This is a genomic window from Agromyces sp. G08B096 (assembly GCF_040267705.1).
Lineage (GTDB): Bacteria > Actinomycetota > Actinomycetes > Actinomycetales > Microbacteriaceae > Agromyces.
The window spans coordinates 1683514-1696423 of the sequence record NZ_CP158374.1 but is presented as its reverse complement, the minus strand read 5'-3'; the positions used below and the strand labels follow the sequence as shown (position 1 = coordinate 1696423).

General features: G+C 71.7%; 11 protein-coding genes. 2 read left to right on the top strand and 9 right to left on the bottom strand.

What is annotated here, in order from left to right; genetic code table 11:
* Positions 1-4 precede the first annotated feature (4 nt).
* The 4 genes from proB to rplU form a co-directional block, all read right to left on the bottom strand.
* Positions 5-823 (bottom strand): glutamate 5-kinase, encoded by an 819-nt coding sequence (gene proB / locus ABIQ69_RS08195; RefSeq protein ID WP_350349867.1) that lies wholly within the window; start codon positions 821-823, stop codon positions 5-7.
* On the bottom strand, positions 820-2340 hold the full coding sequence (obgE, locus tag ABIQ69_RS08190) for a GTPase ObgE (RefSeq protein ID WP_350349866.1): 1521 nt from the start codon (positions 2338-2340) through the stop codon (positions 820-822). Before obgE ends, proB begins: the two co-directional genes overlap by 4 nt.
* Before the next feature lie 80 nt (positions 2341-2420).
* Positions 2421-2678 carry a 50S ribosomal protein L27 gene (gene rpmA / locus ABIQ69_RS08185; RefSeq protein ID WP_350349865.1) on the bottom strand — a complete coding sequence of 86 codons (258 nt, stop codon included), beginning with the start codon at positions 2676-2678 and terminating at the stop codon, positions 2421-2423.
* Between the two features lie 24 nt (positions 2679-2702).
* The gene (rplU, locus tag ABIQ69_RS08180; protein WP_350349864.1) at positions 2703-3011 is read right to left on the bottom strand and encodes a 50S ribosomal protein L21; all 309 of its coding nucleotides are present in this window, start codon (positions 3009-3011) and stop codon (positions 2703-2705) included.
* Positions 3012-3239: 228 nt separating this feature from the next.
* On the opposite strand from rplU, the gene ABIQ69_RS08175 reads away from it, so the two are divergent.
* Positions 3240-3524 carry a DUF4031 domain-containing protein gene (locus tag ABIQ69_RS08175; RefSeq protein ID WP_350349863.1) on the top strand — a complete coding sequence of 95 codons (285 nt, stop codon included), beginning with the start codon at positions 3240-3242 and terminating at the stop codon, positions 3522-3524.
* Here the strand turns inward: ABIQ69_RS08175 and ABIQ69_RS08170 are convergent.
* Complete coding sequence (locus ABIQ69_RS08170) at positions 3510-6185, bottom strand: Rne/Rng family ribonuclease (RefSeq protein ID WP_350349862.1); 2676 nt, start codon at positions 6183-6185, stop codon at positions 3510-3512. The genes ABIQ69_RS08175 and ABIQ69_RS08170 overlap by 15 nt on opposite strands.
* Before the next feature lie 274 nt (positions 6186-6459).
* On the opposite strand from ABIQ69_RS08170, the gene ABIQ69_RS08165 reads away from it, so the two are divergent.
* Positions 6460-7083, top strand: a complete 624-nt coding sequence (locus tag ABIQ69_RS08165; RefSeq protein WP_350349861.1) for a vitamin K epoxide reductase family protein — start codon at positions 6460-6462, stop codon at positions 7081-7083.
* A gap of 116 nt (positions 7084-7199) precedes the next feature.
* Here the strand turns inward: ABIQ69_RS08165 and ndk are convergent, their stop codons facing one another.
* The 4 genes from ndk to ileS are packed head-to-tail and all read right to left on the bottom strand — an operon-like array spanning position 7200 to position 12767.
* Entirely contained in the window at positions 7200-7622 is a 423-nt protein-coding gene (gene ndk, locus ABIQ69_RS08160; RefSeq protein ID WP_350349860.1) for a nucleoside-diphosphate kinase, read from the bottom strand.
* A complete protein-coding gene (locus ABIQ69_RS08155; RefSeq protein WP_350349859.1) occupies positions 7619-8059 on the bottom strand; it encodes a DUF4233 domain-containing protein in 441 nt (146 codons plus the stop codon). The genes ndk and ABIQ69_RS08155 overlap by 4 nt, the downstream gene beginning before the upstream one ends.
* Positions 8056-9441, bottom strand: a complete 1386-nt coding sequence (locus ABIQ69_RS08150) for a folylpolyglutamate synthase/dihydrofolate synthase family protein (protein WP_350349858.1) — start codon at positions 9439-9441, stop codon at positions 8056-8058. The genes ABIQ69_RS08155 and ABIQ69_RS08150 overlap by 4 nt, the downstream gene beginning before the upstream one ends.
* Positions 9438-12767 carry an isoleucine--tRNA ligase gene (gene ileS / locus ABIQ69_RS08145; protein WP_350349857.1) on the bottom strand — a complete coding sequence of 1110 codons (3330 nt, stop codon included), beginning with the start codon at positions 12765-12767 and terminating at the stop codon, positions 9438-9440. Before ileS ends, ABIQ69_RS08150 begins: the two co-directional genes overlap by 4 nt.
* Positions 12768-12910: the final 143 nt, after the last annotated feature.

Below are 12910 nucleotides of genomic sequence, written 5' to 3'. Positions count from 1 at the left end.
CAGCTTAGGAGAGCGCGCGGTGCCCCTCGCCCGTGTGACGCCCGGTCGACGGCTCGAACCAGGTGCCGATCTCACGCCCCGCCAGAGCGTCGGCGACGAGCGCCGTCGCCGTGATGAGCACACCGGTGCCTGCAGCGGCGGCGATGCGTGCGGCCGACACCTTCGTCTCAGCGCCGCCTGTGCCGACGCCGGCGCGTCCCGCGGACCCGATCTCGACGCCCTCGAGCGCGTCGCCGTAGGCGACCGTCTCGATGCGCTCGGCACCCGGCAGATGCGGCGGCTTGGTGTAGAGGGCGTCGACGTCGGAGAGCAGCACGAGCAGCTCGGCCCCGATGAGCTCGGCCACGAGGGCCGCGAGCCGGTCGTTGTCGCCGAACCGGATCTCGTGCGTGGCGACCGTGTCGTTCTCGTTCACGATCGGCAGGATCCGCAGGCCGAGCAGGCGCTCCATCGCGCGCTGCGCGTTCGAGCGGTGCGTGGCGTTCTCGAGGTCGCCGGCGGTGAGCAGCACCTGGCCGGCCACGATGCCGTACCGGTCGAGGGAGTCCTGATAGCGGTACATGAGCACGTTCTGGCCGACGGATGCCGCCGCCTGCTGCGTGGCGAGGTCGGCCGGGCGGCCGTCGAGGCGCAGATACGGGATGCCGGTGGCGATCGCACCCGAGGAGACGAGGACGACCTCGGCGCCCCGCTCGTGCGCGGCCGCGAGCGCATCCACGAGCGGGCCGATCTGGCCGGCCTGCTCACCGCTGATCGACGAAGAGCCGACCTTCACGACGACGCGCGTCGCGGTGGGGATGTCTGCACGCCGGAGCGGGGTCACTGCTCGGTCTCCTCCTCGTCATCGGAGGACCAGATGCCGGCCTCGCGCTCGCGCCGCAGTTCGGCGCGCGCCTCGGCCTTGGCGTCCATCCGCTCGTGGTACTCCTGCTTGCGCTCGGCGCGCGTGGCGCGCCGGTTGTCGTCGAGGCGCACGTCGGCGCCGCGGGGTGCCGTGATCAGCTCGGCGGTCGAGGTGAGCGTCGGCTCCCAGTCGAAGACGACGCCCGACCCCGGGCCGATCACCACGGTGGAACCGGCGACGGCGCCGGCGCGCACGAGCTCGTCCTCGACGCCGAGGCGGGCGAGACGGTCGGCGAGGTAGCCGACGGCCTCGTCGTTCGTGAAGTCGGTCTGCGCGACCCAGCGTTCGGGCTTGCCGCCCAGCACGCGGTAGATGGTGCCGTAGCTGCCGCCCTCGGCGCGCACCACGAAGTCCTGCTCGTCGACCGGTCGCGGGCGCATGATGATCCGCGGGCCTGCCGGCGCGGCTGCCGCGTCGCGTCGCGCCTCGTCGACGATCTCGCCGAGCGCGAAGCCGAGCGGGCGCAGGCCCTCGTGGCTCACGGTCGAGATCTCGAACACCCGGTAGCCGCGCGCCTCGAGTTCGGGCTTCACGAAGTCGGCGAGCTCGCGCGCCTCTGGCACGTCGATCTTGTTCAGCGCGACCAGCTGCGGGCGGTCGAGCAGCGGGACCTGCCCGTCGGGCACGGGGTACGCGGCGAGCTCGGCGAGGATCACGTCGAGGTCGCTGATCGGGTCGCGCCCGGGCTCGAGCGTCGCGCAGTCGAGCACGTGCAGCAGCGCCGAGCACCGCTCGACGTGTCGGAGGAACTCGAGCCCGAGCCCCTTGCCCTCGCTCGCGCCCTCGATGAGCCCCGGCACGTCGGCGACGGTGAACCGGTGCTCCCCCGCTTCGACGACGCCGAGGTTCGGGTGCAGGGTCGTGAACGGGTAGTCCGCGATCTTCGGGCGTGCGGCGGACATGGCCGCGATGAGGCTCGACTTGCCGGCGGACGGGAATCCGACGAGGGCGACGTCGGCGATGGTCTTCAGCTCGAGCGTCACCTCGCCCTCGAACCCGGGAGTGCCGAGCAGCGCGAAGCCGGGGGCCTTCCGCTTGGTGGAGGCGAGCGCGGCGTTGCCGAGACCGCCCTGTCCGCCGGGAGCGACGATGAACCGCATGCCGGGTTCGGTGAGGTCGGCGAGCTCGTTGCCCTGCTCGTCCTTCACGACCGTGCCGACCGGCACCGGCAGCTCGACGTCCTCACCGGTCGAGCCCGAACGGTTATCGCCCATGCCGGGCTGGCCGTTCGGCGACGTGCGGTGCGGGCGACCGTGGTACGCGAGGAGCGTGGTGACCTGCGGGTCGGCGACGAGCACGATGTCGCCGCCGTCGCCCCCGTTGCCGCCGTCGGGGCCGGCGAGCGGCTTGAACTTCTCGCGGCGCACCGACACGCAGCCGTTGCCTCCGTGCCCGGCCTTGACGAACAACCGGACCTCATCGACGAAGCTGACCATGCCGTGCCCTCCCCTCTCGTACCTCTGCAGAAACACGTGAGGGCGAGCCGAAGCCCGCCCTCACGAGATCGATCGATCGGCTATTCGCCGACCGTCACGATGTTGACGACCTTGCGGCCGCCCTTGGCGCCGAACTCGACCGCGCCGGCCTCGAGCGCGAACAGCGTGTCGTCGCCACCGCGACCGACACCCGCACCCGGGTGGAAGTGGGTGCCGCGCTGGCGGACGAGGATCTCGCCGGCCTTGACGACCTGGCCGCCGAAGCGCTTCACGCCGAGGCGCTGGGCGTTCGAGTCACGACCGTTGCGAGTGGAGCTCGCTCCCTTTTTGTGTGCCATGTCAGTCTCTCCTTGCGAGCCGCGTTACTTGATGCCGGTGACCTTGACGCGCGTGAGCTCCTGACGGTGGCCCTGGCGCTTCTTGTAGCCGGTCTTGTTCTTGAACTTCTGGATCACGATCTTCGGGCCGCGGAGGTCGCCGAGGACCTCAGCCGTGACCGTGACCTTCGCGAGCGACTTGGCGTCGGAGGTGATCTTGTCGCCGTCGACGAGGAGGACCGGGGTCAGCTGGACCTTGCCGTCCTTGTCGGCCTTGATGCGGTCCATCGTCACGATGGTGCCGACCTCGACCTTCTCCTGCCGGCCGCCGGCGCGCACTACTGCGTAAACCACTACTCGTACCTATCTCTGGGGAGCCGGGGCTCCGTCTGTCTGATGGGGATGTCACTGCGCGAGACCCCAGCGGGAAGGAGGGTCGTCTGCCAGAAAACTGTGCGTGCGCGCCGGGATAAGCGGCGGCACCAACGGTCGAGTTTACCGGATGCTTCGGGGCCGGTCAAACGCGCGCCGCCGGCGCGTCGGCGGGTCCGACTGCTCGGTCCGACTGCCTAGACTCGCGACATGACCGTGCTCATCGACCCGCCGCTCTGGCCGAAGCACGGCACGGTGTGGGGCCACCTCGTGAGCGATCGCTCGCTCGAGGAGCTGCACGCCTTCGCGCGGGCGGCCGGGTTGCCGCCGCGCTCGTTCGATCTCGACCACTACGACGTGCCCGTCGAGCGGTACGACGAGCTCGTGGCCGCGGGGGCGACGCCGGTCGAGCCCAGAGAGCTCGTCCGGCGCCTCGCCCGCAGCGGGCTCCGCGTCACCCCGAAACAGCGGCGCGAGCGCTCAGGCCTCGCCTGAGCCCTCGGCGTCCGGCGTCTCGTCGTCGGCCCGCACGATGACGGGCGCCGCGCCGGCGGTGCTGAGCGCCGCGGTCGACACCCGGCGGCTGCGGCCGCGCCCCTCGCCCGGCTTCTTCGGCGCGGGCAGCGCGTCGAGCACGGATCCGAGGAGGGCGTCGGGGTCGGCGACCGCGCGGGGACGCTCGCGCGGCTCGCGCGGCTCCGGAAGCTCGGGCAGATCGAGGACGGACGCCGACTGCGAGGCCGACGGCGCCGCGGTCGAGGGCTCGGCCGAGGCATCCTCGCCCGATGCGTCACCGGACGACGCCGCGGACGCGGCCGTGGTCTCGGGACCCGCGGACCCGCCCTTGGCGCGCCGACGACCGCGTCGCCCGGCGCGCGCCGACGTCGCCTCGCCGCTCTCCTCGCTCCGCGGGGCGCTCTCCGCGGCCTCGTCGGCCGCTTTCGCCTCACCTGCGGGCGGGTGCGGGATGGTCGACGCGGCGATCTGAGCGAGGGCGTGCTTGACGTCCTCGGTGATCTCGTGCGCGCCGTTGTGGTGCTTCGGCTCGGCAGGCGCCTGCGGCTCGCGCGACGGCTGCTGGCCCCCGCCGCGGTTGCGGCGCCGCTCGACCTGCTGCTGCGGGGCACGGTGCCGGAGGATCGGCTCGTGGTGGACGATGATGCCCCGGCCGGCGCAGATCTCGCACGGCTCGCTGAACGACTCGAGGAGCCCGAGGCCGAGCTTCTTGCGGGTCATCTGCACGAGACCGAGCGAGGTGACCTCGGCCACCTGGTGCTTGGTGCGGTCGCGCGAGAGGCACTCGACGAGGCGGCGCAGCACGAGGTCGCGGTTGGACTCCAGCACCATGTCGATGAAGTCGACGACGATGATGCCGCCGATGTCGCGCAGGCGCAGCTGGCGGACGATCTCCTCGGCCGCCTCGAGGTTGTTCTTGGTGACCGTCTCCTCGAGGTTGCCGCCGGAACCGACGAACTTGCCGGTGTTGACGTCGACGACCGTCATGGCCTCGGTGCGGTCGATGATCAGCGAGCCGCCCGAGGGCAGCCAGACCTTGCGGTCGAGCGCCTTCTCGATCTGCTCGCTGATGCGGAACTCGTCGAACGAGTCACGCTCGCCCGTGTAGGCCTCGACCCGCTCGAGCAGGTCGGGCGCCACGGCACGCAGGTACCGCTCGATGGTCTGGCGCGCCTCGTCGCCCTCGATGACCATCTTCTGGAAGTCCTCGTTGAAGACGTCGCGGACGATCTTCACGAGCAGGTCGGGCTCGGAGTGCAGCAGCGCGGGCGCCTGCACCTTCTCGAGCTGCGCCGAGATGTCGGCCCACTGGGCGGTGAGGCGGTTGACGTCGAGCGTGAGCTGTTCCTCGGTGGCGCCCTCGGCGGCCGTGCGCACGATGACGCCGACGTTCTCGGGGAGCACCTCCTTCAGGATCTTCTTCAGGCGCGCACGCTCGGTGTCGGGCAGCTTCCGGCTGATGCCGTTCATCGACCCGTTCGGCACGTACACGAGGTAGCGGCCGGGCAGCGAGACCTGGCTGGTGAGCCGGGCGCCCTTGTGGCCGACGGGGTCCTTGGTCACCTGCACGAGCACGCGATCGCCCGGCTTCAGGGCGAGCTCGATGCGGCGGGGCTGGTTCTTCTCGCCGTTCTCGGCGGCGGCGTCCCAGTCGACCTCGCCCGAGTAGAGCACGGCGTTGCGCCCGCGCCCGATGTCGACGAAGGCGGCCTCCATGCTGGGCAGCACGTTCTGCACGCGACCGAGGTAGACGTTGCCGATGAGCGATGCGTCCTGGTTGCGCGCGACGTAGTGCTCGACGAGCACGCCGTCCTCGAGCACGCCGATCTGGATGCGACCGGACTTCTGGCGCACGATCATCTGCCGGTCGACGGACTCGCGGCGCGCGAGGAACTCCGCCTCGGTGATGATCGCGCGACGGCGGCCGGCGTCGCGGCCGTCGCGGCGGCGCTGCTTCTTGGCCTCCAGGCGCGTGGAGCCCTTGACCTTCTGCGGCTCGGTGATGAGCTCGGGTTCGCGGGGCTTGCGCACCTTGACGACGGTGTTCGCCGGCTCGTCGCCCGACCCGCGCGACTCCTCGCCGCTGCGGCGGCGGGTGCGGCGCCGGACGCTCGACGCGGGCTCCTCAGCCTCGGGCTCGTCGCGCTCGGGCACCTGCAGCACCGGCGGCGCACGGAAGATCAGCGAGGTGGTGGTCAGGCCGGCGGGGATCGGCTCGAGCTCGGGGCGGTCCGCCGGGGCAGGCGCGGTGGCCGAGTCGGCCGCCTCACCGTCGACGGATGCCTCGCCGGCGTCGGCCTCGGACCCCGAGCCCGTCACCGCGGGCTCGGCCTCGGCGGTATCGGGGCTCGGCGTCGACTCCGCGGCATCCACGGCTGCCGCGGCGCCCGCCGTGGTCGTCGCCGTATCGGCACGCGTCGACGCCGTCGACGCCTGTGCCGTGGGGGCCGCCTCGTCGTCGATCGGAGCCGACTCCCGGGTGCCCGGGGCGCCGCTGACCGCAGCCGGGGCGGCGTCGGTCGCGCCCGTGGTCACGTGGCGTCCGCGCGCACGCCGTGCGCCGAAGAGTCCGCCGCGGCGACGGGGCGCCTGCCCGTCGTTGCCTGTGTCGTTCGTCTGCTGGTCGTTGCCTTCCACCATCTCTGGTGCACTCCTATGCCGGTCGCGATGGCCGCGCCATCGGTTCCGGTACTCCTCGGAGCGGTTCCGCGCGTGGCGCGGTCCCGCCAAACTTCTCGTAGCGACCGACCGTCGGCCGGGTCGCTTCCCTCTTCGCGGTGCGTTCACCGCCGGTGCGGATGCGGGGCATCCTCAAAGCCTTCGTTGGCGCCGTTCCGGGCGCGGCCCGGACGACTCCTCCGATTATCGCACGACCGCACAGCGACCGCCGGAATCGGCGTGCCATAATCCGAGCATGGCCGACTCCCCCGCCCCCGCCGGCTCGCGCGCGCTCGGCGTGTTCCTCCTCATCGCGGGGGCACTCGGACTGCTCGCGGCGTTCGAGCTGTCGGTCGAGAAGGTGCTGACGCTCGCCGATCCGTCGCACGTGCCCAACTGCAACGTCGGCGTGCTCGTGGGGTGCAGCACGAACCTCGCCTCGTGGCAGGGCAGCATCTTCGGCTTCCCGAATCCCTTCGTCGGCATGATGGCCTGGCCCGTCGTGATCACCATCGCCGTGGCCCTCATCGGCGGCGTCCGATTCCCGCGCTGGTTCTGGATCGGCTTCAACGTCGGCGTCGCGGGTGCGCTCGTGTTCGTCGGCTGGCTCATCTACCAGAGCATCTACGTGCTCGACGTGCTGTGCCCCTGGTGCATGCTCACGTGGGCCGTGACGATCCCGACGTTCTGGGCGGTCACCCTCGACAACCTCCGCGCCGGACGCCTCCCCGCGGCGCCTCGCGTCCGGCGGCTCGCCGCAGCCTGGTACGGCTGGATCCCGCTCATCACCATCGTCTGCTACCTCGTGATCATCCTGCTCGCGCAGGCGCAGATGAACGCCATCCCCCGAGTGCTGCTCGACCTGCAGAACCTGTTCTGAGCGCCGAACGGGCCCGACGGCGGATACCGTCGGGCCCGTTCATCGGCTCCGCGGAGCGCTCGGGGCGAACCGCAGCGCTCGGCGCGAGCCGGAGCGCTCGGGGCGAACCGGAACGCTCAGGCGAACCAGAGGGCGAGCTCGCGCTCGGCGGACTCGACCGAGTCGGAGCCGTGCACGAGGTTCTGCTGCACCTTCAGCCCCCAGTCGCGGCCGAAGTCGCCGCGGATCGTCCCGGGTGCCGCCGTCGTCGGGTCGGTCGTTCCCGCGAGGACGCGGAAGCCTTCGATCACCCGGTTGCCGGCCACGCGCATCGCGACGACGGGCCCCGACTGCATGAACTCGACGAGCGGCTCGTAGAACGGCTTGCCCTCGTGCTCGGCGTAGTGCTTGGCGAGCAGCTCGCGGTCGGCCTGCACCAGGCGGATGTCGACGAGCGAGTAGCCCTTCGCCTCGATGCGGCGCAGGATCTCGCCGGTGAGGTTGCGGGCGACCCCGTCGGGCTTGACGAGGACGAGGGTCTCCTCGATGGCGGTGGTCATGCTGCTTCCTTCCCGGCCGCGTCGTGCGCGGCCTTGTCTCGATCGATGCGGGCGCCCGCGATCATCGCGTACGCCCAGATGCCTCCGAAGAGCGCGCCGACGAAGAACATCGCCGGGTTCAGCAGGCCCGACACCAGGATGAGCACCTGGATGCCCCAGCCGAGCCCGTACGCCCACGGGAAGCGGAGGAGCCCGATGGTGGCGACGAGCAGCACGATGCACACGCCGCCGGCGGCGAGGATCGACCAGCGGGGCAGCCCGAACGGGGTGTCGCCGTCGACGGCGAGCCCCCAGAGCACGAGCGCCGCGAGGAAGACGACGATGAGCTCGAATCCGAGCACGATCGACGCGAGGCTGCGGCGCAGCGATCGCGGGGCCGCCGAGGCCTGCTCGGGTCCGCCGCCCACGGGCGCCGGCGTGGCGTGCTCGTCGCTCATGCGCGCCCCCACTCGCGATCGCGGGCGTACGCGATGGCCTCGCCCACGAGGGTGATCGAACCGGTCACGACGACGCCGCGACCGGGCGCGGCGCCCGCCCACTCCCGGGCCGATTCGAGCGCCTCCTCGAAGCGGTCGACGACCTGCACCCGGTCGGCGCCGGCCGCCGAGGCGACCACGGCCGCCAGTCGGTCGGCCGAGACCGCACGCTCGGACTCGCCCTGGGTGACGAGGAACTGCGCGCCGGTGCGCGCCAGCTCCCGCGCGATGCCCGCGGCGTCCTTGTCGGCGAGGACGCTGAGCACGATCACGAGCTCGCTGAAGTCGAAGTACTCCTCGAGGGAGGCCACGAGCGACTCGGCCCCGTGCGGGTTGTGCGCGGCGTCGACGATGACCGTCGGCTCGCTCGCGATCCGCTGGAGCCGCCCGGGCGACGTCGCGCCGGCGAGACCGCCCTGCACGACCTCGTCGGCGAGGCGGACGGTGCCTCCGCCGAGGAAGGACTCCACGGCGGCGATCGCGAGTGCGGCGTTGTCGGCCTGGTGACGACCGAACAGCGGGAGGGCGAGGTCGCGGTACTCCCCTGCGAGCCCGCGCACCGAGATCAGCTGCCCGCCGACCGCCACCTGGCTGTCGAGCACGGCGAAGCCGCCGCCCTCGACCTCGAGGGTGGCTTCCCGGCGTGCGGCGACCTCGCTCAGCACCTCGAGCGCCTCCGGCGCCTGGAACGCTGTGACGACCGCGGCGCCGGGCTTGATGATGCCGGCCTTGGTCCGGGCGATCTCGGCGACGGTCGACCCGAGGCGCGCGACGTGGTCGAGCGCGATCGGCGAGAACACCGCGACCTGGCCGTCGGCGACGTTCGTGGAGTCCCACTCGCCGCCCATGCCGACCTCGAGCACCACGACGTCGACCGGGGCGTCCGCGAAGACGGCGAACGCGAGCACCGTGAGCGCCTCGAAGAACGTCAGCCGCGCCTCGCCGGCCGACTCCAGTTCGGCGTCGACGATGCCGACGTACGGCTCGATCTCACCCCAGATGCGCGCAACGTCGGCGTCGGCGACGGGCTCGCCGTCGATCCGGATCCGCTCGGTGAAGCGCTCGAGATGCGGGCTCGTCAGCAGGCCGGTGCGGAGTCCGCCAGCGCGGAGGAGGCTCTCGATCATCCGGGCGGTCGAGGTCTTGCCGTTCGTCCCGGTGAGGTGGATGACCGGAGCCGCACGGTGCGGATCGCCGAGCAGTTCCACGGCACGGCGGGTAGCCCCGAGCCTGGGCTCGGGCGCCTGCTCGCCCACCCGGTCGAGGAGTTCGGCGTAGACCGCGTCGGCGGCGTCGCGCGCGTCGTCGTCGGCCGGGCCGGCGGCGAAGGCCTCGTCGGTCATCGCGTCACTCCTTCCGTCAGGGGCTCGAGGTCGACCAGCAGCGACGATCCGTCGCCCACGGGCTTCGCGGCCGCCGCCCCCGACACGTCGACCGACTCGGCGATCTCCAGCTCCACGGCCAGGGTCTCGCCGGCGATGAGCTCGCGGTGCGCGCCCGCGGCCGCCGCTCCGGCTGCGTCGAGCGTCAGGCCGAGCCGGATCCGGTCTCCGACCTCGAGTCCGGCTGCCTTCCGCGCCTCCTGCACGGCACGCACGACGTCGCGTGCGAGCCCCTCGGCCTCGAGCTCGGGGGTGGTCTCGGTGTCGAGGATCACGAAGCCGCCGTCGGCGAGCAGGCCGAGGGCGCTCGACCCGTCGCCCGATCCGCCGGCCTCGAGCACGAGGTCGTATTCGCCCGGCTCGAGCGCGATGCCGCCCGCGACGACCCCGTCGCCGTCGAGCGACCAGTCGCCCGCACGCGCCGCCTGGATGGCCTGCTGCACCTGCTTGCCGAGGCGGGGACCGGCCGCACGGGCGTTGACCGTCAGCCGCTTCGTGACGCCGTAGCGATCCGCGCTCGCGGCGTCGAGCTGGACGAGCGAGACCGCCTTGATGTTGAGCTCGTCTCGCAGGATCGCCTCGAACGGGGCCAGCGCCGCGGCATCCGAGGCGACGACCGTGAGGGAGGCGAGCGGCAGACGCACCCGCCGGCCGGCCTGCTTCCGCAGCGCGAGGGTCGTCGAGGAGATCTCGCGGACCGCGTCCATCGCGGCGACGAGCGCGTGGTCCTCCGGGAACTCGGCGGCGTCCGGCCAGTCGGCGAGGTGCACGCTCCGGCCGCCCGTGAGCCCGCGCCACACCTTCTCGGTGACGAGCGGCAGTAGCGGCGCCGCGAGCCGCGTCAGCGTCTCGAGCACGGTGAAGAGCGTGTCGAACGCCTCGGCGCCGGAGCCGTCGGCCTGCACGCCCGACCAGAACCGGTCGCGCGAGCGGCGCACGTACCAGTTCGTCAGGACGTCGCCGAAGTCGCGCAGCTTCTGCGCGGCCAGCGGCGAGTCGAACGCGTCGAGGTCGCCCGTGACCGCCTCGACGAGATCCCGGAGCTTCGCGAGCAGGTAGCGGTCGAGGACGTCGGTGGAGTCGGTGCGCCGGCGGGCCTCGTAGCCGCCCTCCCGTGCCGAGTTGGCGTAGAGCGAGAAGAAGTACCAGGTGCTCCAGAGCGGCAGCATGAGCTGGCGGACGCCCTCGCGGATGCCCTCCTCGGTCACGATGAGGTTGCCGCCCCGCAGCACCGAGCTCGACATCAGGAACCAGCGCATCGCGTCGGAGCCGTCGCGGTCGAAGACCTCGTTCACATCGGGGTAGTTGCGCAGCGACTTCGACATCTTCTGCCCGTCGTTGCCGAGCACGATGCCGTGGCTGACGACGTTGCGGTACGCCGGGCGATCGAAGAGCGCCGTCGAGAGCACGTGCATCACGTAGAACCAGCCGCGGGTCTGCCCGATGTACTCGACGATGAAGTCCGACGGGTGGTGCGTGTCGAACCACTCTCGGTTCTCGAACGGGTAGTGCACCTGGGCGAACGGCATCGAGCCCGAGTCGAACCACACGTCGAGCACGTCGGGGATGCGCCGCATGGTGCTCCGGCCGGTCGGGTCGTCGGGGTTCGGCCGGGTGAGCTCGTCGATGTAGGGCCGGTGGAGGTCGGGCTCGCCGGCGCCGTTCACGGGCAGCCGGCCGAAGTCGCGTTCGAGCTCCTCGAGCGAGCCGTAGACATCGACGCGCGGGTAGGCGGGGTCGTCGCTCTTCCACACCGGGATCGGCGACCCGAAGTACCGGTTGCGGCTGACCGACCAGTCGCGCGCGCCGGCGACCCACTTGCCGAACTGCCCGTCCTTGACGTTCTCGGGGACCCAGGTGATCTCCTGGTTCAGCTCGCCCATGCGGTCGCGGAACTCGGGCACCTTGATGAACCAGCTCGAGACCGCCTTGTAGATGAGCGGATTGCGGCATCGCCAGCAGTGCGGGTACGAGTGCTCGTAGCTCGCCTGGCGGAGCAGGCGCCCCTCGGCCTTCAGCAGCTGGGTGAGCGGCTTGTTCGCGTCGCTCCAGAGCAGGCCGGCGACGTCGGTGACCTCGGGCAGGAAGCGACCGGCATCGTCGAGCGAGAGGATGACCGGGATGCCGGCGGCTTCGCCGATGCGCTGGTCCTCCTCGCCGTAGGCGGGGGCCTGGTGCACGATGCCGGTGCCGTCGTCGGTGGTGACGTAGTCGGCGACGAGGATGCGCCAGGCGTTGTGCAGGCCGTACGCGTCGACGTCGGCGTAGTAGTCGAAGAGCCGGTCGTACGTGATGCCCTCGAGCTCCGCACCGCGGACGGTGCGGCTGACGGCCGCGCGGGCCTCGTCGGCCGAGTCGTAGCCGAGCTCCTTGGCGTAGCCGCCGACGAGGTCGAGCGCGAGCAGGTATTCGCCGCCCAGCACTTCGGTGTCGGATGCCGCGCCGGGCGCCTCCTCGCGCACCACGGTGGCGTCGGGCGTGCCGTTCGGGCCCGCCGGCACGACGGCGTACTCGATGTCGGGGCCGACCGCGAGCGCGAAGTTCGTCGGCAGCGTCCACGGCGTCGTGGTCCATGCGAGCGCCCGCACGGCGGTGAGTCCGAGCGACTCGGCCTTCGGACCGGTGAGGGGGAAGGTCACGGTGACCGTCTGGTCCTGCCGCATCTTGTAGACGTCGTCGTCCATGCGCAGCTCGTGGTTCGACAGCGGCGTCTGGTCGCGCCAGCAGTACGGCAGCACGCGGTGGCCCTCGTAGGCGAGGCCGCGGTCGTAGAGCGTCTTGAACGCCCAGACGACGGACTCCATGAAGGTCACGTCGAGCGTCTTGTAGTCGTGCTCGAAGTCGACCCAGCGGGCCTGGCGCGTGACGTACTCCTGCCACTCCTTGGTGTAGCGGAGCACGGCCTCGCGCGCGGCCTGGTTGAAGGCCGCGATGCCCATCTGCTCGATCTCGCTCTTGTCGGTGATGCCGAGCTGACGTTCGGCCTCGAGCTCGGCGGGCAGCCCGTGCGTGTCCCAGCCGAACCGGCGGTGGACCTGCTTGCCGCGCATCGTCTGGTAGCGCGGGAAGAGGTCCTTCGCGTACCCGGTCAGCAGGTGCCCGTAGTGGGGCAGGCCGTTGGCGAAGGGCGGCCCGTCGTAGAACACCCACTCGGGAGCGCCCTCGCGTTCGTCGATCGAGGCCTGGAAGGTGCCGTCGGCCTTCCAGTAACCGAGGACCTCCTCCTCGATCGCCGGGAAGTCCGGTGAAGGCTGGACGCCGTGGTCGTCTGGGGTGCGCGGGTACACGCTCGCTCCTTGCGGGACGGTTGCCTGCACGAGGACGGCGACGACTCGTTCGAGCCGCGTCGCGGTACCACCTCGCTTGCCCCGGGCTTCGCCCGTGACCCCTCGTTCTTCGGCTGTGACGGGCCGGCCCCGTTCGGTTCTAC